9 protein-coding genes are annotated in these 23,552 nt (G+C 56.6%); 4 read left to right on the top strand and 5 right to left on the bottom strand.

Annotation, left to right across the window (positions count from 1 at the left end; all coding sequences use genetic code 11):
- Positions 1 to 557 precede the first annotated feature (557 nt).
- From JHX88_RS06635 to JHX88_RS06620, 4 genes are all read left to right on the top strand, one after another.
- Positions 558 to 2,606 (top strand): ATP-dependent nuclease, encoded by a 2,049-nt coding sequence (locus JHX88_RS06635; protein WP_076527219.1) that lies wholly within the window; start codon positions 558 to 560, stop codon positions 2,604 to 2,606.
- Positions 2,588 to 4,657 carry a UvrD-helicase domain-containing protein gene (locus JHX88_RS06630; protein WP_076527220.1) on the top strand — a complete coding sequence of 690 codons (2,070 nt, stop codon included), beginning with the start codon at positions 2,588 to 2,590 and terminating at the stop codon, positions 4,655 to 4,657. Before JHX88_RS06635 ends, JHX88_RS06630 begins: the two co-directional genes overlap by 19 nt.
- Before the next feature lie 472 nt (positions 4,658 to 5,129).
- Positions 5,130 to 6,560 carry a hypothetical protein gene (locus tag JHX88_RS06625; RefSeq protein ID WP_141225877.1) on the top strand — a complete coding sequence of 477 codons (1,431 nt, stop codon included), beginning with the start codon at positions 5,130 to 5,132 and terminating at the stop codon, positions 6,558 to 6,560.
- Positions 6,553 to 8,157 carry an acetate and sugar kinases/Hsc70/actin family protein gene (locus tag JHX88_RS06620; protein ID WP_076527222.1) on the top strand — a complete coding sequence of 535 codons (1,605 nt, stop codon included), beginning with the start codon at positions 6,553 to 6,555 and terminating at the stop codon, positions 8,155 to 8,157. The genes JHX88_RS06625 and JHX88_RS06620 overlap by 8 nt, the downstream gene beginning before the upstream one ends.
- Before the next feature lie 168 nt (positions 8,158 to 8,325).
- Here the strand turns inward: JHX88_RS06620 and JHX88_RS06615 are convergent, their stop codons facing one another.
- The 5 genes from JHX88_RS06615 to JHX88_RS06595 are packed head-to-tail and all read right to left on the bottom strand — an operon-like array spanning position 8,326 to position 23,427.
- The gene (locus JHX88_RS06615; protein WP_076527223.1) at positions 8,326 to 9,099 is read right to left on the bottom strand and encodes an HNH endonuclease; all 774 of its coding nucleotides are present in this window, start codon (positions 9,097 to 9,099) and stop codon (positions 8,326 to 8,328) included.
- Positions 9,096 to 11,060 (bottom strand): DUF2326 domain-containing protein, encoded by a 1,965-nt coding sequence (locus JHX88_RS06610; RefSeq protein WP_076527224.1) that lies wholly within the window; start codon positions 11,058 to 11,060, stop codon positions 9,096 to 9,098. Before JHX88_RS06610 ends, JHX88_RS06615 begins: the two co-directional genes overlap by 4 nt.
- Positions 11,050 to 15,489 (bottom strand): Eco57I restriction-modification methylase domain-containing protein, encoded by a 4,440-nt coding sequence (locus tag JHX88_RS06605; RefSeq protein WP_076527225.1) that lies wholly within the window; start codon positions 15,487 to 15,489, stop codon positions 11,050 to 11,052. Before JHX88_RS06605 ends, JHX88_RS06610 begins: the two co-directional genes overlap by 11 nt.
- Before the next feature lie 2 nt (positions 15,490 to 15,491).
- On the bottom strand, positions 15,492 to 18,263 hold the full coding sequence (locus tag JHX88_RS06600; protein WP_076527226.1) for a DEAD/DEAH box helicase: 2,772 nt from the start codon (positions 18,261 to 18,263) through the stop codon (positions 15,492 to 15,494).
- Position 18,264: 1 nt separating this feature from the next.
- Complete coding sequence (locus tag JHX88_RS06595; RefSeq protein ID WP_076527227.1) at positions 18,265 to 23,427, bottom strand: DEAD/DEAH box helicase; 5,163 nt, start codon at positions 23,425 to 23,427, stop codon at positions 18,265 to 18,267.
- Positions 23,428 to 23,552 lie beyond the last annotated feature (125 nt).

The raw sequence follows: 23,552 nt of genomic DNA, 5'->3' as shown, positions 1-23,552 counted from the left end.
ATCAACACGTTCTTCTACGCCAGGATTTCGGTGTGAACAGCTTGGCAGTGGCGTGACGCGGTTCCAGGGGCGGGTTTCGCGGTTTTCCATCCGCCGGCGTGGCGGCTTTCCCTGCGCCTGGGGCGTCACTTCAAGGGTGAGTTTCGACTGACCAAGCGTGGCGCAGAGTTGGTGCATCTGTTTGCCGAACTGATCCCATATATAGCGCGACAGCTCACTTAAGAACGCCGCGACAGCTAAGATGAGAATCTGCGAGGCGCTCGATAACGTCATACACGGTAGCGAAGGCGGGAAGCGCGGAGACATCGATTATCGCAGCGTTTCCCGCATTCGCGGTTCAACTCGGCGGGAACCGGACTTTCGCTGCTCGTGCGAGTCAGTTCCGCAACGATATTGGAAACAGACATTCAGGCGACCTCGAAGCCGAACATTGCCCTGCTGCGCTACAAGTCGACTTCGAGCCGCAACTATACTTTGCGCGCCGGAGCGTCGCGTGATATTTTGATGAGTAAATATCGGCTCCAGAAACGGGCCGCACAATCAGGCGTATTCTCGACATGCATATTGAACAGATCAGAATTGAAAACTTTCGGCTCCTACAAGATTGCTGCCTAGACATGCGAGAAAAGACAACGCTTCTTGTAGGCAAAAACAACACCGGGAAAACATCCTTTGCTGTTCTACTGGAAAGGTTTCTGGAAAAACCTGACCATTTCACCTACACTGACTTTCCAATTCCAATAAGGGAGAAAGTGCTCGGTATTGATGATGAGACGAATATCGAGGAACTTGCGATCAGGCTGGTGCTACGCATAGCTTATGACGAGACTGATAACCTTGCGATACTCTCCGAGTTTATGCTGGATCTTGATCCGACACGGCGACATACCAACATCCTTTTCGAATGCTGCATTGACAAGAAGAAACTGCTTCGCGTGTTGCCAGACGATCCGAAAGAGCGAAAGAAGTTCATTGAAAACAACCTCAGCGGAAAATTTCTGGACATCAAAGTTTATGCGTTTGATGATTTCGGGCACGCTGAGGAAACGCCATACTACCTGGCACACCGCGATCAACTGGAAGAGAAAGATCGATCCGGGGTGCGGGCGCTTTTGAATTTTCAGGTCATTCATGCGCGCAGAAATGTTGCGAGCTCAGAAGACGCCGGACGTGGTGCGAAACCTCTGTCGGCGATATCTACCAGGTTCTTTCGAAAACGCGACATCGAGGCCGATGACGATGACGATGACGATGACGATGACGAGACTACCGGGTCAGGCGGTGAGAGTATTGAAAAGCTCAGATCAATGCTTGCCAGCATCGATGATCAGCTTGGAGAGCAGTATGCGCAGGTTTTCGGAGGTTTTCTGAAAAGCTCACGCGACTTTCTGGAGCTGGGCGATTTGAAGGTCGTCTCCAACATCCAATCGCAATCTCTCATCGAAACCTCGTCGCAGGTCATTTACGGCGAGACCGACAACTTTCTTCCTGAGCACTATAGCGGGCTCGGATACCTGAACATCCTTTATCTTCTGTTGCAGATCGAGTTGTGCCGCGACGACTTTGCCAGACGAAACGCCCCTCTGAACCTCCTGCTTATCGAGGAACCCGAAGCACACACGCATCCGCAGATGCAGTATGTCTTCGCGGACAAAATCCATGGATTGACCTCGAAAATCCCCAACTTGCAGGCTCTGCTCACAACCCATTCTTCCCACATCGTTTCCAAATCGAACTTTGAGGACATCAGGTATCTTTCACGGCTGTCTCCGTCCCAACCTGTCACGATCAAAAATTTTCACACTGATCTGAGCGTCAGGTACCAAGAGCTTGGAGCAGACGGGGCGGCGCTTTTTCAGTTTCTCAAGCAATACCTCACAATCAACTCTGCTGAACTGTTCTTCGCAAGCAAAGCGATCTTCATCGAGGGAACCACGGAACGCATCCTGCTTCCCCTTTTCATTGAGATGCATGATAGGGAAAATGTCGATGAAACGGCGGAGAGCGGGTTGTCTTCCCAGAACATATCCGTTCTGGAAGTCGGCGCGAATGCGAGAGCGTTCGCTCCGTTCCTTGAATTCATTGGCGTTCGCACATTGGTCATCACCGATATCGACACAACCAGAGCTGTTGTCAGTGAGAAGACCGGAAAGACCAGCTATCCCGCCTGTCCTGTTGCAGAGTCGAGCCATACCTCAAATGAAACCCTGAAGCACTTCCTCTCAGCCCCTGATCCGAAGGAAGAGAAGGACTTCTCGGACTGGCATAAGCGACTGGTAGAGGGAACTGCCTCTTCGGGCGAAGGGCAAATTGAGCTTGCCTACCAGCTTGCGGAGGACGGTTACCACGCAAGAAGTTTTGAGGACGCTTTTCTTTCGATCAACTTGGATAAAGTCAAGGCCCGCAAGGATACGTTGGCGAGTTTGAAAAACAGGGACACGCTGGATCAATTCAGCGGCGATGACTTTTATTCTCTTACAACTCAGATACTCGGAAAGAAATCCGATTTTGCCGGATCGGTTTTATACTTGGCCCTTGTCGAAGGCGAAAGCTGGCGTGTGCCGAAATATATCATGGATGGATTGAAATGGATTCACAAAAACTGAATCCGGTAGATCGGATCGCAGGGCTTGTTTCCAGCGGCGAGAACTTCGTTCTTCAAGGTGGGGCTGGAAGCGGAAAGACAGAGGGCTTGAAAAGGGTTGTTCAGAAGGTTCTGAAGGCCAATCCAAGCCTTCGTATTGCGTGCATCACTCATACGAACAAAGCGGCTGATGAAATTTCTGATCGTGTCTCTGGCGACATCAAGGTTTCAACAATTCACTCGTTCTTGGGCGAGATTATTTCGCCGTTCAAGAAGAACATCCAACATATTTTTCCAAAGCTCTTCGAATTACCTGAGTTCGTTGCCCTTGGAGATGATCACTATAACGGCGACGAAAAGGCGAGGAAGAAGGAGGAGCACGCCCGGTTCAAGAAGGCGCATGGCCAGCTCGAAAACCGCCGGAGGACGGTATTCGGTGAAGATACAGCGAAGGTCACCGGAAAACGGGAGTACGACAAGGAACCCGACACATACATTGTGCAGCTCAATGAGTTGATCGGCGAGGTCAACAAGGAAATCCGCGACAAGCTGGCGGCGAGACAGCCGAACGAGTTCTTCTACAATGATACTGCCTTTGACAATTTCAACGATCCTTCATACGGTCATGATGGCCTGATCGCGTTGGCCTGCCATATTTTTGAAAGCTTCCCGTTGCTGGGTAGGATCGTATCAGATCGGCAAGATTGCATCTTTATCGATGAGTATCAGGACACAAGTGCAGATGTCGTTCGCGTCCTTTTGCGCTGTTTGCCTGAAGACGCGAAGACCATCATCGGATTGTTCGGCGACTCCGAACAGGCCATCTATTCGGATGGCATAGGAAGTGCTCAGTCACATATCGATGCCAAAGAGCTTATTCTTGTCGAGAAGGAGGACAATTATCGGTGCTCTCCCCAAGTCATTGATTTTAGCAATAAGTTCCGGACAGACGGTCTAGAGCAGGATGTAGCGCTGAAATCGCTTGATGACGGAACTCTTGAAACCCTTGAGAGCCGCCAGGGCAGCGTGAAGTTGGTGTACGACTTGGCTCCTGCGGAGGTTGATACCGGAGATAAGGCGGAAGACCGGAGGACAAATGCGGCATTGTTCAGAAGTGCACTTGATGCGCTGGTTGAAAGAACCGCCTCTGAATATCCGGGCTATGTTCAGTTGAAACTGACGAATAAGTCTATTGCGAACGATGTCGGATTCGGAAGGCTATATCAGATCTTCGATGATCGATATTCAGAGCCTCGGGACCGCATGCGCAAGACGCTTGACAGGTTGCAGTTTGGCGAACTGATTGACCTGGTTGCTCTGCACAGGAGTTTGCCAGGCGACAGGCGCTCATATAACCGTTTGATCGCGAAATTACGGAAGCGCGGATATTCTATTACGTCAGTCGCAGATAAGGCCAAGCTCGATGAAATGCTTCACTCGTTCGGGTCGAAGGATCGCGCCGCCTATGAGGCCATGGAGTATGCCGCCGAATGTGGCTTGATAAGAGTTTCAGACAGCCACAAGGCATTTGTTGATCGGCGTAATGAGCTTTTGGCAAAGCTTGCAGGTGATCCTGTCTTTGCCGATTTTGAAGAACTACACCGGAACGGCCACCGTACCAAAATCCAAATGTCAAAGGAGGTGGCCGCCACGAGTATGAAGCACATCAGCGTTGAGATGTTGGAGCAGGAATACGACGACAGATTAAATGAACTAAGACAGAAGAACTTTCTTAGCTCCCTATTTTCCACAGAGCTCACGCTTGGTGAGATAAGGGCGTTCTATGAGTATGAGGACAACGAAGGCCAGTTTTCTACGATGCACAAGACGAAAGGAACGGGCATCGAGAATGTGCTTCTCGTTATCGACGAGTATGGCTGGACGACAGAGTATGATTTCGTGAGCTGCTTTACGAAAGACATTCCAGAATCAAAACGGGAAATCGCATCAAAGAAACTTATTTATGTTGCGTGCTCACGAACAAAGAAGAATCTCGTTTGTGTTCGTCTAATGAAAAGTCAGGAAGAGGCGGATCAGATTGCATCCTTCTTTCCTGAAACAATCAAACTCTAGTGTTCTTCACCTGACAGAAGATTCCCTTTTTTGTCATCTGTGTCATTGTCGGGCGATGAGACGCGCTGATATTTGCCTGTATCTGAACCCCGATGACCGCGCCGAGCTTCAAGCTCTGGTCGCCAACCGGAACACCCCGCGCAAGCTGGCCTGGCGAAGCGAGATCGTGCTGGCGACGGCGGACGGTCGGCCGCGATGGTCATGACGGTATAGCGCGACAGCTCACTTAAGAACGCCGCGACAGCTAAGATGAGAATCTGCGAGGCGCTCGATAACGTCATACACGGTAGCGAAGGCGGGAAGCGCGGAGACATCGATTATCGCAGCGTTTCCCGCATTCGCGGTCAACGAGCGGACAGCAGACCTTCGCTGCGCACGGCATCAACCGCAGCTTTGCATGCTAAGCCGATATGCGTTAAGTAAACCCTATAGCCTCCGGCTGCGGTGCTAAAATTAAAGCTACGGAGTCTTCGTGAACCAATCCCCAACAGAAACACCCTCGGATCTGCCCGAAGCGCTTGCCGACCTGCGCACTTTGATACAGAGCCGCAAGCTCACAAAAGAGCAGTTCGAGACATCGGAATTCAAAGAACTTTGGAGATGCGTCGGATCCCATCTTTACGACGATGATCCGTCCGCAGTTTGGACAACGTTTGCAACACTTGGGCGCATGGCTGCAGTATCAAAACCAGCCGAGCGCCTCGTAGAGAGGTTGCTGGGCAAAAGGCTAGAGACAGCTCTCCCTGAATTTGTTCGCCTGCCGGATGGTGAGGATCGTTATTACCTTGCAAGAAGTCTTCAGGGCGGTAAGCGAAGAGAGATTATCGCCATTTCTTATCGGGAACTTGCCGAAGAAGAAACGGCCGAGACGGCACGCCGTGTTTGGGCCAATATCGCCGGCTCCGAAGTCGCGTCTTTGACAGCATTCCTGCAGCGATTAAATGATGAGATTGAGACAGTCGCTCGAGAGAACGACCTTAGACCGGATGGACTTTGCCGACGAATGCGCCGCATCGTTGCTGCGATCGATGACTTCGTTGCAACGGTCGACATTGACGCCGGGAATGACCTTGGCAAGCAGCTCAGAGTTCTTTTCGTCGACCATTTGCCGAAGTCAGGCCCCGACGATCGCATTCTTCGAGAGGAGGCTTGCCAAGACTTTCTTGCTGCGATCCAAAAGATCGTGAGACTCAACTTCAGCGCGCGCACAGACCCAGAAAGCTACAAAATCATCGACGCAATGCGTGGATGGTGGCACCCCGCGTCTCCGTCTCAGGACTTTGAGAGCGCAGTGCGACGTATCGTGCGCCTCGGTGTCGAGACGCTTCTCATGTTTGCGAAGCAGGGCGTGATGAATAAGCCTCTCAGGGACGCACTGGTCGCTGCGGTCGGCGCGCGATTGATCAATAGTATGGCTAGCGAGTTTGCCGCGCGTACGCCGAGCCTCGACGAGGCAATCGCATATTGGTTCGTGAACGGCGAAGAGCCGAAGGCAGAACGTTCGATTCGCGGCATGGAGGCACTTTCAGACGCAAAGCTGGACGAGTATGTCGGCCGACTTTTGATCGCGCTGGATCCTCCTGAGCTTCATACGAACGCGGTCGAACAAGCCCTTAATGATGTGAAGGACATCATGGCGGCAGAAGGTGATTTCTTGGAGGGAGCGTTGAAGCGAGGTGTCCTGGCGACACAATGGGCGCGCGCAATCGCCCGCACGCGCCGCATCGCCCTCAGTCCTCAGCGCTCAGAACTGGTCAGATATGACCCAGCCGCGCATGTCGGAGAGGACGACCTAAGAATTGGGAGTGAGGTTCGTGTCCTGACACCCGGAGTCGTCAAGGAAGGTCGAGGCGGAGTCAGCATCATACTGGTTAAGGCAGAGGTTGAGAGCAGCAATGGATAAAGCAACTGCTAAAATTGTACTTAAAAGCCTTCTCGAACGGTTCGATAAGTCCCCCGACGTTTTTCTCACATCGGTCGAAGCTGAATCTTTGCGCGCCATCCTTGATCTGGAACCAATCGATGTCGTCGATGCTCCGATTGCGTCAGCGGTTGAACCGACTATCGAAATTCCCGCTATCACATGCCCAACACCTGAAGAGATCGATGAAGATCACCTCATGTGCCTCGACTTCGGAACGTCGTTTTCTAAGGCATTCGCTTGCTCCATCGACGACAACGACGACGTGCCTGAGCTATTTCCGTTGGCTTTTGGAGCGAATGCCTTTGGCGATCCGGAACTCTTGCTCCCGTCGGAGCTCTTTGTTGACGGTGAAGAACTTTACTTAGGAGCTGCAGCGCGGGCCCACTTTAGCGCCGTCGAGGCGACGCAAGATCGGCTGATCGACAGTCCAAAACAGTTCATTACACTCACCAAAGACGTGACGGATCTGCACAGGCGCAAGCTCGAGCGGCCCCAAGATCCATCGGGCACCCTGACGCAAAGGGACGCACTGGTAATGTATCTTGCGCACTTGAACCTTCGCGCTGAGCAGGCGCTGCTTGGGCATGGCCTCAGCATTGACCTGAGGCGTAGATATGCACATCCCGCTTGGACGTTAGACCATTTCAAGGACAACAGTGAGGCCATGCGTCGGATCATCGCTGAGGCGATAGCCCTGGCAAGATCCTGTGGTGACGACCTTGCCAGCAATCTGCCGTTAGAGAAGGCATGCATGATTGTCCAGTTGGCCCGAAAGGCCCAGGATGACGAACTGCCATTTGGGTTGATTGCCGACCCCGTCCTCGAAGCCACGGCCGCGGGCGCTGGTGCTCTCATAGGCACTCCCGCTCAACATAGGGTGCCGTATGTCATTCTGGATATCGGCGCAGGCACAACGGATGTCGCCGGATGCATTTGCGTGAACAACCCTAGCAGAGATCGCGTTACAGTAGCCGAGGTTATCCCGGCGGCCGGTGCAATAAATCAAGCCGGCAACATCCTAGATAACGCCCTTCTAAAGATGATAATGCACAAAAGCGGCTTGGCTGACGATACCGCTGAGTATAGGCGGGTTCAAGCTTCTCTGAAGCGTACAATCCGTGGGGACAAGGAAGTGCTATTTACGGATAGTGCCCTTAGTGTAAGTCTGGTGACAGGGGACGTCGTCAACATCGAATTGGACGAGTTCCTTGAACAATCCATCGTCAAGGGACTGTTCAAGAAGATCACGGATCTTGCCACCAAAGCTGCATTCTCTGTCGCTGGCGACGAAAAGATCGTCAACGTGACCGCGACAGGTGGAGGAGCCCACCTTCCAGTTGTCACTGCGCTGGATGGAATTTTGATCGAGCAGGATGGAAAGCGGCTTCAACTGTCTTTGGTCCAGCCCATGCCGAATGAGTTGAGGGAAACTTATCCGCAACTGGTCGATCCATATCCTCAGGTTGCTGTCGCTGTGGGTGGTGCCTTGCCGAATCTGCCCGTCCAAGTGAACAGTATCAAGGAAGGTATCTCAAATCCGGGAAAACGATATCTCGCCCCAATGTATAAGTCTTGAAACCGGCAGCGCATACGAAATGGGCGTCACTCGTGTTCTGCGCCACTCTGTTCTAGGCGCGTAGCTATAAGCCGCTTGTTGTGTTCATTTGCGACAAGTCAATGAAATGCAGCACAGGGCTCGGACCGGTCTTGCGCGGCTCCCAGCTCGAATGACAGCTCTGGACCGTCACCCGCCAGTTGCCCGGTAATCAGTGGCTTCAAACACGTATTTTCTGTGCCAGACAAGAAACTTCCGATGATTATCCGTTAAATCTAAACAATTCCCGAAATGAAGCCCCGCTCGCGCTCGCTCGCTCAGGCATTCGGAAAAGATCGGGATGCCATCGTCGTCAAAGGTCACGAGACCGCTGTCAAACGCCGCATCCCAGAGAGCTGATAGAAGTAGGCCATTGTGTACATCCAAGCGCTCGTCATCATTTTCACAGTCTCGCCATGGCTTGATGTGAGAGGCCCGAAGGAGCGCGTTGTCCCCAACACCGCTCAAAGGGCAGCGTCCCTGCCAATATTTTGTTAGACGCTCTCGAAAGATATTTTGACCGACCCGCTGAACCACATTACGCTCTGCCTCTGTCGTCCTTGGCAGGTTTTTCGTGCGGTGCAAGAACTCCTGTAGTGGTGCATCGGGGAGGCTCGCGGCGAGCTCATAAACCCTTGGCATCAAGCCATAGAGCAGTGCCAGCGAGGCAAATCGGAAACGTGCGAGGCCAGGCCCTGCTGCATCGAACGTTTCCATCCCGATCTCTGCGATGACCCCCGCATGATCAAGCGCGAGTAACCACGCGCCGGTAGTCTCCCGCGCGAGCCAGATCGATCCCTGTGCGGTCGTCGAACTGTACCGCTGCCAGCCCTCAATTTCGCCATGGGGGCGGCGGAAGCCGTTCTGGTACGTGACCTTCTCGCATTCCTGACGGGTAACGAAGGATTGGGGCGTCTCTATCATCCAAAGTCCATCGCAAACAACCTGGCCTCAGGTGGGGTTGATGACAGTTTCAGCCGTACAGAGTGATGATCTGCTGTGATTTGTGCTGGGGCGGTGGTTGTCGTGACAATATACTGGAATGGCGGCGGGCTTGTCTTCTCTTCTAGGCTTAGCGCGAAATCAAAGAAGTTTGAGTAGATGCCAGCGTCAAGGTCTGCTTCACGCGGGCTGTCATGGATAAGGAACGATGGTAGATCAGCTTTTCCGTTCACTGAAAGGATCATAGCAGCGAGATCAAAAGCAACGATTTTGAACGACTCTACTGCCGCCGTTGAAAGGCCTGCGCCGCGATCCAGCAGTATCTCGGGATGAAGGCCGTTGCCATCTAGCTTCACTTTCCCAGTACAACCATTGGGCATCAGTGTCGCGACGAGCTGTCGAAAGTATGTTTCCAGATCACCTATTGCTGCCGCAGCGCGCTCTCGCTCCAGACCCATCTTTTGCCGCTGGCCCTCAAGCATTTTTTCAACACCTTCCAAGCGTTGAACTATTCGGGCGCGATCACCTAGCTGGCGGTCGAACCAGTTAGCTTCTCTCACCAAGTCCTGCGCGCGATTGATAGCCTCGTTTGCGTCAGAGGCCTGCTGTTCGAGTTGAGAGAAGGACTCGTCAATTTTGGAAATCTCACCATCCAATCGAGCGATTTCCTGATCGAGTTTTTCGATTTCTTCCGGCAATTCCCGTTTCTGATGTTCTAGTTCAGCTACATTTTTTTCGGTCCGTTCAATCCGGGCTTTTACCTCGTCAAGGTTGCACCGTTGCAACGACACCCCGCATCCATTGGCCTTCACTTCATCGATGCTGACATGGCAAATTGCGCAACGGACAATAACACCGGTCTCAAGTCTCGCCTGCTCGGTTCCTTGTTCGGCGCGTGCAGCAGAAATCTGGCTCGGCAGGCTGTTCAATAGGGCTTTCTTTTCTGCCCTTTCGTCGCTGCTCTCGTTTCGTTTGGACTGCAGAAGGTTTCGCTTGTGACGCAGAGCGTCGCTAGGGCGATTGCCCTTGGAGTGCTCGGTGCCGAGGACCTTTGCAAGTTCTTCATACGCCTTGTCGATCAACTCCTTGCGAACGATTTCTTCCGTAGGATCACGGTCTTTGGGATAAGCAAGGCGTTCACAAAGCTCGTCAAACCTTTGACTCTGGAACCAGTCGAGATGGCCAAGCTTCTCACGCAGAGTGTCGCGCTCACGTGTATGCGCTCTGGCCTCCTTCGTGGCTTGAACTTCGTCCGCGGAGAGCGCCCCGATAGCCAGGCGCACGACCGTCAGCCTTGTTTCAAGTGAGAGCTCCTGTGCAGGTGATCCTGAACCGGATCGCTTGGAACGCCAGTCGAAAACGTCATCCAGGCGGCATTCCTGATCGCGGGTGAGCCAAGCCAGCAGGACGTCCCAGACTTGCTCTGCCTTCAAGTTGTCCGGAACCTGATCTCGATACCGCGCACAAAATCTGTCGGATATCACCGGCGCAATCGTTGGAGGTTCGGTGCCGACCAGAAGCTGGTCAAATGTCTCCTCGATGCACTCAGCGTGGGTGGCGCGGGATGGCAGGTTCATGCCAATAGGACGGGTGACCACCCAACACTCGCCATCAATGATGACTTCGGCGCCAACAAAGCCGTTCGGCAATTTTTGCTGCATGAGCGGGCGCTGTTCGTCGTTGGCGAAGGTGCGCTCGCCCAAGCAATATCGGATCAGACGGCAGAACGTGGTCTTGCCGCTGCCATGAGGTGTCGCACCGATTCCGTTCATCGACAGATCGGGCGACCAGATGATGTTGACCCCACGCCGAAGTGGGATGTCGCGCAGCAGTGTCTGGGGATCGCGCCAGAGCGCCAGTCTCCGAACCCACAGACGCGGCCCTTGCTGCCCTTCTGGCAGGTTGAATTCAATCTCGGACGGCTGAAACAGATCAGGCTGCAAGGCTGCCCTCCCGAATAAAGGGCAGAACTTCGGCCGATACCTGCGTCAGTCCATGCTCCAGATCCACACCTTCCAGCCTTGACCATGCGAAGATTGCGCGGCCGACATAAGGGTCGCTTGCATTCAGGGTCGATCGGTCAAGTGTCGGGCCTGCGCTCCATCGTGTGCCGTCGGATGAGACATCCAACACCGCCGAGGAATAATGCGCATTGAAGGCCGCGCCCCATGCTGAATTCGTTGGCGGTACAAGCTGGGTCACGCCTGTCGAGTGCGCCATGAGACGTTGCCACTCTCGGCGATCCGCTTCCGTCAGGAACCCATCCAGCAGACCTGGCTGAAGGCAGGCGAGCGCAGCCAGACGGACGCGACGGGCATCGGAAGGCCCTGGCAGGATACCGACCATCGCCCGAAGCTGTGCCCGGACTCTGTCTCGCTCATTGACACCCTGAGGCCACGCCCACACGGCATCCTGATACTGGTTGAGCGGGGAAAGCTCGATTTGTTGGGCGACGGCAGAAGTTCCGTCAGCCATACCGAGAGCGGCAAACGTGCCATCCTGCTCCATCCGGTCCCAGACTTCTAGGACGAGGCGGCGGGTGCGGTATTCGCCGTGTTGACGGATTTCCTTTTCCTTCAGGACGCGGAAGGTTTCCGAGGGATAGTCGGGGCCCTTCACGTCGGCGGGGTCGAGGATGTAGCGCAGCTCGTCGCGGGTCAGGCCGTAGGCGCGGGCGTAGAAGGCGTCCAGTTCTGCGCGGAGGTGGGCGCGACGATCCTCGTCCCAGGCGAAGGGCGGGCCGTCATGGCCCAGATCGCGGGCAAATGGGGCGACACTGTTCGAGGTGTAGGTGAGTTCCAGAGTTCGCGACTTGACGAATTCAGCACGTTCTTCTGTATAGAAATCGGGCCCTAAAACAGGCAGCTGTCTCAAATACCCAATCGTCATATGTGTCCCGCCAACAATCTGTCGAGCGCAATAGTCCAGAACAAGCGAGTTAAGATTAGCCAAAAGGTACGCACACTCGCTGGGCTGGTGGTGTGGAAAAAGTAGAGATGCAGTATCACCGACCGCGGACCACGGAATTACCGAGAATGTCGTGGTACGCTCTACTTTTGCGTTTGCTATATCTCTCCAAGCGATCATCCAACGCCTGTGCCAGTCAAAGGATTCGAGCACGTCTCTGACGTCTGATGTTTCTACCCAGTACCGTGGCAGAACCTCAAAACTTGGATCTTGATACTCTTCAATTTTTACTGGTGGAAGCCCGCGCCCACCTCGACCTTTTTCCTTTCCGAGGTTGTGATATGAACTGAACCGATGATCAAAATGAGATATAAACTTTCCCTCGTATAGCGGCACAAAGTTAGTTCCTTTGCCCTCAAATTCCATGCCCCTTGTCAGCATGAGACCGTGCCCTTCCAGCTCTCCCTTCTCATGAAATAGCGAGCTACTCGAGGTCATGTTAAACAGACCCTGCTTCGCTTCGAGCTCCCAATAGCCATCCGTCTTACCACCCATACGCGGGAGCGAACTGAACAGTTGATTGGAAAGCTCGAAGTCGTGGCGGGATCGAAATATCGGACTAGTTCCAAGCGAAGGAGTAAAGGTGACAAAATCACCTGGTGAGAGGCCAACGATCCTTTCTTGATCGCCCAACTGTGCAACCTGACGCAAGAAGTGCGCCATCTCTATCTTAGAATCCTCACCCTGATCTCTTGAGAACGTAAGCAAGCAAAACCGCACAACATTTGCGATTCCGGGGAAAGCGAACTCCTCATTTTCGAACGCAAAGGCGGTCTTCAATAGCTTGGAATCAACAAGATTCTTCAGAAAATCAGAAAGCGTTTCGCTGGTAAGTATCTCTGCAGGAAGAATAATTCCGGACCAGCCATTCCTTCCGGTCAGCGCCAAAGCCAACGCTGCGAAAAGACTGAAGGTGTTCACTTTTCCCTTTGAAACTAAGCTGAAGTGCGTTGCTTCTCTTGCGAAGTCATTTGCCGCGCTAGATAGGCGTTTTTCAAACTGGTATTCGGAGTACGCATTGGGGTCAGTGTGTGCCAAGGCTTCAATTGCCTTTTTACGCTTGGCGCCCGTCAATTCTGCTATCTCAGGATTCCGTAACGCGAAGTACTCCTTGTCCGAAAGCTGCATCACCTCCCAAGGCGGGTTGCCCAGCACCACATCGAACCCGCCGCGCTGCATCACATCGGGGAATTCAAGCGGCCAGTGAAACGCTCGTGCGCGGCGGGCGGCCTTGGGCGCGTCCACCATCGCCTGCCGCAGCTTGCCCTGATTAAGGGCCATCCATAGCTCCTCGGTCGTCGGCACGGTGCGGGTCGACGACCCTGTCGGTGCGCCGCCCACCTTGGGCAGCAGGAAGGCTGCCACATAAAGGTTCGCCGCCGCCGTCGCGCGCACAAAGGCCTGCCCCTTGCGCAGTTCCTTGAACCGCACGGCTTTGGCCCCGATCTGTTCCACCGTATCCTCGGGCAGGTCGCGAAAGCCCGAGAAATCCAGCGCCAGCGGTTTCATCTCGGGCATGGCAACCTGGCCGGTGCCGAAATCGAACCCGCCTTGCCCCGAGGTCGCGGCGCGGTTGGCCTGCAGGTAGTAACGCGCCGTATCCTTATCGTCGCCGGTTAACGGCTTGTAGGCGGCGTCGGGAATGCCGTCCTCCAGCACCTTGAGCTCGAACACGCCCAGCAGCGAGTCGCCGCATCGAATCTGCGCATCGAAGAAGCCGAGCGGAAGCCCGGGATCCACCGTCTCGATCCAGAGAGCGACCTTGGTCAGCTCCACCGCCATCGGGTTGCGGTCGACCCCATAGATGCAGCATCGGGCCACATCGCGCAGCGCATGCCGGAAATCGGCCAGCGACGGTGTGCCCTCGGCCCGGATGCGAGCCAAGCGGGTGGCGATGCGACGGGCGGCGGCCAGCAGGAAGTGGCCGGAGCCGCAGGCCGGGTCGATGACCGAGAGTTTCAGGAGCGCCTGTTCCGGATCGTCCGCCTCAGCCTCGGTCTTGTCCAGCACCGGGTCGAGCGCGGTGTCGAGGAGAGCCTGAACGAGGTTGTCAGGCGTGTAGTAGGAACCGGTGGTCTTGCGCTGGTTCCCCTTCTGCTCGGCGGCTTCGGAGGCGAAGACCAGCGTCCTGCCATCGTCGCCGAGTTGCGGCTGGAGTTCGAGGAGGGATTCATAGACCGAGCCCAGTTCCTCGGTCTCCATCGCACGCCAGTTGACCGGGACCATGCCGTTCTTGTCGGCGAGCCAGGACAGGCGATAGAGCGCCTCCATGAAGGCGCGGTTGCGCAGGCGGGCGGTTTCGAGGTGGGGCAGCCTATCCTCGGCGAAGAGGCCGCCGAGGGCGGGCAGCGCAAGGACGGGCTGGCCATGCGTGAGGGCGCGGAAGACGATCTTCACCCCCTCGTAGCGGTCATGGTGCTTGTCCCATGTTGCGGCGCGGTAGCATTGCTCGCGCAGCGACTGAAACGAATAGCCCTGAGCGTAGAGGGCGCGCGCCTTGGGCTTGGCCTTTTCGGGGTGAAGGAGGTTCCGGTCCTCGGCTACCATCAGGAAGATCAGGCGGTAGACGAGACGCAGGAGTTCGTTGAACCATTCGGTCAGGTTCACTTCGCCGGAGCGCAGTTTTGCGGCGAGGTCGGGGTTGGCTTCGAGGAAGCCCGAGCCGAGCAGTTTGAGGGCCAGCTGGACCTGATCAGCCAGGCGATCGCGCGCGGCTTCGCCTTCCTTGGAGCCGGCATCGCGCCAGCGTTCGAGAGGGCAATCGGTGGCGGGGGTGTCTGCCGCGCCGAAGCGGGTGCGGTGGATCAGGAGCCAGAGCACCGCAAAGGACGCGATGTCCTCGTTGGTGAACATCTGCGCCAGATCGGCCTCGATATAGGCTGGGCGGGTCAGGGAGGCATTGTCGCGCATGAGGCGCAACTGCATCCCGTTGGTCACTATGCCCCAAAGGGCCTCGTCCCGATCATTCAGGTGGTCCTGCAGGGCGAAGGCCGGAGAGCGCGACCTGTCCGTCGAGAGCGTCGGGCTGCGGCGATCAAGCAGCTCGGACGGCGGGACGACCACAACGGGCACACGGTCGGACGCCGTGAGGGCGATCGGTGCTGCTGCCACCGCGAGATCGGTGTACCCGAAGGTTTCCTTAAAGAAATCGGCGAAGAAACGCGAGGTCGCGGCGACCGAGGGAGGCTCGATCTTCGCAAAGGCGTCGAAATGCGATTGGCCGACGCGGAAGGCGGTGGCGATTTCCTCGCGGATTTGCAGGCCTTTGCGAACCCCGTATTCCTCAGGGGATTGTTCAGGCGCCTGGCGCTGATCGATCTTGGCGATCATCGCTGGCGCGATCAGGTTGCCTTCGAGGCTCAGCGACGGCCACGCGGACATATCGGTAATTGGTTTGCGGGCCATGATTACACGTCCCCCGGAACAAGAACGAAGAGGCCGATGACGTCTGGGGGAATGATCGGCTCCACACTGACACGCGACGCGGAACCGGCGGCAGCACGAAGGCGGGCGTGGTCTTCAACCAGCTCCGCGGCGCGCTTCTGCACGAAATCGGCAATCGGGCCGCCCAGCAGGTCAGGAAGGGCTGCCTTCGCTATATTGATCATTCGGTCGCGGGCGACAGGCGCGAGATCCGCAGTTGCCTGGGAGGCAAGCAGCGCGCGTGCCTCGCTGCCAGACGCAAGTACCGTGCTGCTGTCGAGGGCAACAAGGGCAGCTTCTTCTGCCAGCAGAAGGCGCCCGCGCCGTGCATGAACCGTGAGCTTGTAGCGAATACGCAATAGAGCGACACGCGTCATCTGAGTGACGGCGGCACTCGGCCAGGCCCCAACACGACCGATGCCCAGATCCGGCAATGCTTCGGTATCAAGAGAGGCTTCAAGCAGGCTTTCCGCCAAGGACGATGTCAGCGGATGGGTTCTGGTCAGAAGCGAAGCCCCTGAGGGCACCGGTTCCTGCGTGGCCAGCTTTAGTGAGCTCTTCAGGCCATGCTGCTCCAGCTTTTCCTTCAGGCTATCCTGAAGGGCATGCACGTGGGCGAACTGCAGCGATTTCCTCTTTTCAAGGGGAACCCCGAACCGAGACATCGCGCGCTCGAGGAATTCGAGCGTTTCCGCTGGTGATCCGAGCAGGGCTTTCATCTTGTCCCATTCAGGGGCGACTTCACTCGGTTTCATGGCGTTTTGTGCAAACCGGGCGCGTGACCGTTTCTCGTTCTCACTTGCATCGCGCCAACGGGTCTCCATCACTTGGATGCCGTCGTCGAGTTGCAGATCCAGCGTCAACTGCTTGTGGCTGCCACCGCCACGACGGAGCATCATTGCGGCCATCAAAGCATCGGTGACCGGTCCCCGTTCGTCGGGGAGAGGCACGGTCACGCCCGTCGCCTTGCGAATTTCTTCGGCTTTGCGGAGAATGACATCCAACACTGCACCGTCGACGGCGCTGTCGGGCGAAAACATCATGATCGAGCGAACGAGTTCGGCGGGTTGCCCGAAACGATCCACGCGACCTTCGCGCTGTTGATGGCGCGTCGGATTCCAGGAAAGGTCGTAGTGGATCACGGTGTCGAACAGCTGTTGAAGGTTGATCCCCTCCGACAGGCAGTCCGTGGCGACAAGGATGCGCTGATCTGTGGCGGCAGTTTCTTCCGCCGCCATTTCCGCGACGCGATCACGACGCTCGTCCGGCGTCAATTCACCCGTCACGGCCTGCACATTTAGTTTGGGGAAGGCCTTGCGAAGCCCTTCCTTCACATGTTCGGCAGTGGCGAGGTAGCGGCAGAAGACGACGGGGTTAGCGCCTTCTTTGATCAAGGGTTTGAGGGCCATGATGAGGGCGTTCAGTTTGGGATCTTCGGCCGTCAGAAGTTCGCTGGCCTTGTCGAGTAGCCCTTGGAGAGCGGGATCATTTGAGAAGACGGTGTTTGGCTCGATGTCCACGGCGTCTTCGTCATCGCCATCTTCGTCGTAAATCTGCGGCTCGAGGCGGTCGTCGTCATTAGAAGCCCGGTTTCGCAACGCGCTCATTGCGGCTGCGGGTGACGATCCAACACAGCGCATCAGCGCCAGAGTGCCCCAGAAGGCAAGGCGGCGATCCTTTTGCGCGTTTCCAGCCCGTGACACGACCGAGAAGCAATAATCAAGTACGGCCTCTTGGAAGGCCCGGTGCTCGTCGTTCAGGCGGTACGAGTATTCGGTGGTCTCGTGCCTGGGGAACGAGCGGTTCTCATCCCAGTCGCCCTCGACTAGGTCGACGCGCCGCCGCTGAACAAAGTGCCTGACAAGGCGCTCGCGGTATTTCTGGTTGTCGAAGTTGACGGTCCCGAATTCCGTGTCGATCAGCGACAGAAGCCGAGCGAACGCGTCTTCGTCCCCGGAGTGCGGCGTAGCTGTCAGCAGGATCAACCGACGCGCGGTATCGCGTGCAAGGCCTTGGAGGAGGTCGAAACGCTGCTGCTTTCCCTTGTGCGTCCCGACGCAGGCGTGTGCTTCATCGACGATAACGAAATCCGGGCAGGCCCTGGCGAACCCATCCCGGCGTTTCTCGGCTTTGATGTAGTCAAGGCTGACCACCGTGAAGGGGTAGGCATCAAAAAGGGTTTGCGCCAATGGGAGATTGCGCTCCAGACGTGCCGCAGTCCCGGAGGTGACGGCCACGGCATCGATCCCGAAGCGATCCTTCAGTTCGGTGATCCACTGGTCCACGAGGTGCGGAGGGCAAAGAACCGAAAACGCATCGACCTCTCCGCGATCCATCAGTTCGCGGAGGATCAGACCCGCTTCGATGGTCTTGCCGATGCCAACGTCGTCGGCAATCAACAGACGCGGGACCTGAAGCCGAAGGGCCATGAGAAGCGGGACCAGTTGGTACGTCCGAGGCTCAAAAGCAAGCTGTGCGGCGGATCGGAACGGACCGGCCCCCCGGCGGAGGGTCAGTCGCAACGCGTCGGCGAGAAGAGCCGCCTTGGACTGCACTGTCGTGCGCGCATCGTCAGGCAGGTCGAAGCGAGCGGCTTCTACCGGTGTAAGCTCGAGATCCGGAGCAAGAACCACGATGTCGTTTTCATTGCCCGAGAGAGGGCGCAGGGCGAGCAGGCCCTCACCGGGTGTCGGCAAGGCAACCCATTCACGGCCGCGAGCTCTGACGAGATCTCCAAGAGTAAAATTCACAGTCATATCAACCTTCAAAATTCTTCATGAAGCCATCCGGCGGTCCTTCCGACGGCGCCGAAGGCAATCCAAAAACGACCCAGCCCTTGTTCATCGCGTCTGCCTCAGCTTCTGCAGTCAGGTCAGCGGTCGTCGCGGCAACCGCGAATGCGCGCCAAACGAACTCAAATTCGCGTCCACCAAAGCTCGCGGGCATCGTATCGACTTGGGGAATGCCTGCGGCGCTGAATGCCTCAAGCCATGGTGATAGCACTGTTCTGGCGGTCGGCTTCGCAGCAAGGGAAATCTCGCCGCGTGCAAGATCGATCAGGAATTGCGCAACTTCCGGGCTAGTGCGGTCGATCAGCTCATGATCCGGTTGGTTGAAGTAGGACAGCAGGCAACGATAGCAGCCGCGAACACAGCTTCCGTCTTTCTTCTCCTGCAACAGGTCCGCATCACCCGCAGCAATCGCAGCATCCACATTCTCGAAGTGCATCAGACCCAGAGCGGTCTTCGCCACCTCGTTGATTGCCTTTCCGTCATCGATCAGGCGCGTGAGCACGCCGGCGCCGCCTTCCGTTGCCTCGTAGACAAGGATTGCACGGCGGTTGTCCCTCGCGGGCAGCGGTTCACCGAGGATTTCGCCTTCTTCCAACTGGAAAACCACTTCGATTCCGCGCAGCAACGCATGCTGAACCGTCGCAATCGTCTCGGGCTCATACTGCTCCGGCTTTTCAAAGCGGAACAACAGGGCATTCTTTCGGTCGCGGACAATCGGGACAATGCGAACCGGCTTGACCACGTCGGGTGGGACCTCCGTGTCGCTGTCCTCGTCGTCGGATTTCGCCCAGTAGCCGGACCTCGGATCGATATGGAAACCGAAGACAGTCTGGTCCTTTCGGCGCTTCAAACCCTTGTTCAGACGGCTGATTTCCGCACTGTTCGCGTATTGCAGGGCCAAGAGTGAAGTCTCGCCACAGACGAATTTAGCGTTGGTAACCTTCTGCGGCCAAGAAAAGACGGTTTGGATGTCAAAGCCCTGCCGAACTCGCTCTTCATCGTTCGCGGTGATCCGCTCAGTCGGGGCGGCCTCGACGTTGTCGATACGCAGCGTCTTCTTGATGGGGACCTCACCCGCCATGTGGTTGTTGCACCCATGGCAACGCTCGACCTCGCCCTCATGCGATGCGCCACAGTTGGAGCAGATGTAGATATCCTTGGTCGCCAATTCCGATCCGTCGCCCTGGCGCACCTCGGGCGGCAGTTTGGCCTTCATGACCTGGTAAGCGCGGCCTTCATGATAAATCAGACTGCGCGGGCCGAATTCAGAAATGGCCAGGAAGCGGGCTCGGGACAGGAATGACCCCGTCTTACCTTCGCCAGGAACAAACGCGTAAAGCGGCAAGCGCGGGAAGTTGTACCCGGGCAGGAAACCCTCTGTTGCCAGATACCTATACGAATAGAAATCGGAGCCACTCGAGGCTTTGCCTTGTTCGAGGATGGCGATCTGATCCTGGGCCTGCATTTGTGCAGCCTTGATCTTGCGCCGGTCGGCTCCCGAGAGCCCCGTAATTTCCGAACGCTTGTTCGCCTCGGCCAATTGCGTCCTGGCAGAGCTATAAAGCTCCCGCCATCGATCGAAGGCGCGGTCAAACTCCTTTGGGGCATTCATGGCCGTGTAAAGAACGAACTCGTCTGGATCGTCCATCCAGATCGGAGTTTGCCCGCCGTCGGACACCAGAATCTGCTTCAAGACACGCGCCATCGGTCCCCGTGCCTGCGAAACCAGAGTGGGTTTCGAGATGACCGCCAGAACGTCTTCCTTCAGCGGGAATTTATCCCCGTGAAGGTCCAAAATCTCTGGGATGTCGGGAGAAAGCGCCAGTTTCGCTTCCGCCAGCCACACCGCTTGCAGGTGCGATCGGACCAGCTCTTCATTTGTGATGTCGAGTGCTGGCGGCCGCACAACGCCGGCCACCATATCGTTTCGCCGCTCGAAGAAATACTGGTCATGCGGAGACCCCGAGGCGCAGTAGGTCACGACAACTGCTGCCTGGCCCGATCGACCGGCACGACCAGCGCGCTGCGCGTAATTCGCCGGCGTAGGTGGTACGTTGCGCAGGTAGACGGCGTTCAAGGCAGAAATATCAACGCCGAGTTCCATGGTCGGAGAGCAGAACAGCGCGGGCAGGAACCGGTCTGACTCGCCGGTTGCCCGAATTTCCGTGCTATACTCCGAAGTCGCGAGATGGTCCATGTCGTCCTGCTCGAAACGGAACCGCCATTCACGCCATTCCCGCTGCTTCTGCGAAACCTGAGCCGTGTGCTCGCGTCCCTCCAGCCCCCAGTAGGAACTGCGCCCGTCGCCAAGGTCACTGGCAATCGCGGTGTATAGGTCGTGGAAATATCGGTTGCCGCGGTGCGTTTCATCAGCGAGGGCCGGTCCAGGCACAAGCCGAACCGCAGATGGTGACAGGCGCCAGCCCGTCACATCGCTATCGAGTTCGACAGGCACCAGCAGCCCTTCGTCGCTCAGGAAGGCAAGCATCCCTTCCATGAACTCGTAGTATTCATCCTTGTTCAGCTTCGTGCCAAGAACGGACTTCCGGTTCACGAGTCGTGCGATCCGCGAATTGGGACCTGCCCGAAGAAGCGTTTGTTCTTCACGCAGCGTGACGACGTTCTTGCTGCCCGCGCGCAGGACAAGCGAGGACCGCGAGCGCGGATTTTCCTTTTGATCAATGGCCCAAGGTGCCTGAAGCAACATTCGGGACTTCTGCGCCACGCCATCGAGGACAGTCAGATCCAAGGCTTCGGTCTGAACAGCCAGGCCCTCGAGCATCGCGGACAAAATCGCCTTGAGAATTGCCTGCCGCTGCTCGAGGCTGAGGTCTCCCAGCGCTGGATGGATGGCCATGAAGCGCTCGCGATCTTCAGAGATTTCCTCGAGGCCGAGGAAATTCACGTCGATCAGGTTCAGGACAGACAAGCTGGGGTTGGTGAAGCGCCAACCGCGACGCAGGTCCGTCCAGACACGATGGGCGAGAACTTTTGCGAGCGACCGCTGGGCGTCTTCACGAATGATGGCACCAGCATTCGAATCCAGCAGCCAGTGTTGGCGCGCCTCTTTGTTGGCGGCAGTAAAGCCGAGCGCCTTCACCACCTGCAGGCCGAACTCGTCTTCTGCGAGCCCACCTGTGCCAGCAGAAATGACTGCGCGAAGGATGGCTCCGCGCAACAGGCTTACGAACAGGAAGTCATTGAAATGGCCAGACTGCAGGGCTGCATCCTGACGGTTATCCGTGAACCCCAAAAGCTTCCGCTTCGTCTCGGGTACGCCGCTGCCAGGTTTGTTCATCCACTCCAGGGCGCTGGCTACGAGCAAGGTTGTTGCCGAGCTTCGCCCTTCGCCGGACAGACCCGCCAACTTGCTGCGTTCACGCATCCCCTGCGTCGGCTCGTCGTGACAGCATAGGCAGAAGGCAAACTTACCCGGGATGAACCAGAAATCGTTTCCGCCCGCTCCGTGGCGACCATCAGCACCCACGACGTAGGACACCGGCATACGCTTCTTGCGATACCCTCTCAGCCGCTCAATGCCGTTTTTCTCTTCTCGCCAGCTTTCGGGGTAACCCTCAAGCTCGCCTGTGAACTGAAAGCCAGTATCGCCGGGCGTCACCGGACAGAGATACCCTGCAACCTCGTCTTCTTCAGTGTCGAGCGGCGTGTCGTCGATGCTTCGGGGCAGAAAGCGCAAACTCCCATCATCGTCGACCTTGGTCACGACATGGTATTCCTGGCCACAGTTTCGGCAGAACCGCGTGGGGTAGAGGCGGTTGCCAGGGGCTTCGGGGTCCTCGAGCTGCCCTTCAAGAAGGATCCGACGCGGCCTGTCCGTGAGCGTCGTAAAGACTTCACCGGCACCGGAGATGAAACGGTGGAGTTTGAAGGCGAGAAAGGCACCGTCCTGCGTGCCGCCGCGCTCATGCTCCGGCAGGCTTACCCGGGTCAGGAATTTTTCGAGATAGTCTCGGCAGGTTTCGGCATCGACCGCACTGGCCAGAGAAAGCTTTTTGACGGCCTCTTCGAAAGGGATCGGCTTCTTCCTGCGAAGCTCAAGCCCATCGTCCAATCCGAGTTCGAGTTCGGCCCACACCGAGAGTGGATGGCGCTTCAGTGTTTCGTCATCGAGTGCGTCCGGCAAAGGCTGCGTCAGGACCGTCTTCAAAGCGTCAAGGACGTGCTCGGTCTTCAGGGCGTCATCGGTCGCGCGCTGCAATGACTCGTCGATGACCGCGTCGGGGCCAATGTTGGTGCCAAACAGACGAGACGCTACCTTCGCGACAGCGAGTGCGCGGCTCTCGTCCGATCCCTCGGAGGCCATCGTTGCCGAGGTCCCGATGCAGATTGGCTCCTTGTCAGGCGAGCACCTGTCCCGCAGGCGCCGAACGAGGACCGCGACATCGGCACCTTGGCGCCCGCGATAGGTATGGAGTTCGTCGAGAATGATGAACTCGAGACCGGACGCGTTCGAGACGACTTTCGAGTCCAGGTCATCCTGACGCGTCAGAAGCAATTCTGCCATCATGTAGTTCGTCAGGAGAACATCGGGTGGATTGGCAGCGATGCGCTCGCGTTCTTCACGGCTTTCCTGACCGGTGTAGCGCTTGACCACCGGCTTGAGCTCATCGGGCAAACCGGAACCGGCGATGAACTTGTCGATCTCCTTCATCTGGCTATTTGCCAGTGCGTTCATGGGGTAAACGATGATTGCCGTCGTGCGGCGCGGCTTTCCTGCGCGCCGCGCGCGGATGATTGCGTCGACAACCGGCACGAAGAAGCACAGGGATTTCCCCGAACCCGTGCCGGTAGTGACGACATAGCTCTTTCCTTGCTTCGCCTTCGCGATGGCCTCGGCTTGGTGCCGGTGAAAGCGAAGAGGTGTGGTGCCAAACCGGAAAACCTTGCCCGTGCCGTCGTCGAGATCACCCGTGGCGACGAGCTCATCGACCGTCGGCCCCGCCATGAAGCGTGGGTTCAAAGACAAGAGGGCATCCGGCCAGAATTTTCCGGCGTCGTACTGGGCATCGATCTCGGATTTCAGGTCAGGCGCCCGAATTGCGCTGAATGAACGCGAAAAATGTTCATATGCACTGATCAGTTGATGGTCAAATTCAAACGCTTTCATTGGGGCCCTTCACCATCAGAGTTCTTGCAGTTTGCGGGAATACAAGCGTTCAGTGCAAGGGCACGATTAATGATCCGACAAGTGCAGGTGTCCAGGCGAGAGATATCTTCGTGATTTTGTTGCTC

The organism is Paracoccus saliphilus, assembly GCF_028553805.1.
In the GTDB taxonomy this organism is placed as follows: Bacteria; Pseudomonadota; Alphaproteobacteria; order Rhodobacterales; family Rhodobacteraceae; genus Paracoccus; species Paracoccus saliphilus.
This window is presented reverse-complemented; position numbering and strand designations above follow the sequence as displayed.

What these genes read in the sequence shown, in the direction of transcription:
- JHX88_RS06635 (WP_076527219.1), top strand. Translation starts at nt 558, where the DNA reads ATGCATATTGAACAGATCAGAATTGAAAACTTTCGGCTCCTACAAGAT.
- JHX88_RS06630 (WP_076527220.1), top strand. Translation starts at nt 2,588, where the DNA reads ATGGATTCACAAAAACTGAATCCGGTAGATCGGATCGCAGGGCTTGTT.
- JHX88_RS06620 (WP_076527222.1), top strand. Translation starts at nt 6,553, where the DNA reads ATGGATAAAGCAACTGCTAAAATTGTACTTAAAAGCCTTCTCGAACGG.
- JHX88_RS06615 (WP_076527223.1), bottom strand. Translation starts at nt 9,099, where the DNA reads ATGATAGAGACGCCCCAATCCTTCGTTACCCGTCAGGAATGCGAGAAG.
- JHX88_RS06605 (WP_076527225.1), bottom strand. Translation starts at nt 15,489, where the DNA reads ATGGCCCGCAAACCAATTACCGATATGTCCGCGTGGCCGTCGCTGAGC.
- JHX88_RS06600 (WP_076527226.1), bottom strand. Translation starts at nt 18,263, where the DNA reads ATGACTGTGAATTTTACTCTTGGAGATCTCGTCAGAGCTCGCGGCCGT.
- JHX88_RS06595 (WP_076527227.1), bottom strand. Translation starts at nt 23,427, where the DNA reads ATGAAAGCGTTTGAATTTGACCATCAACTGATCAGTGCATATGAACAT.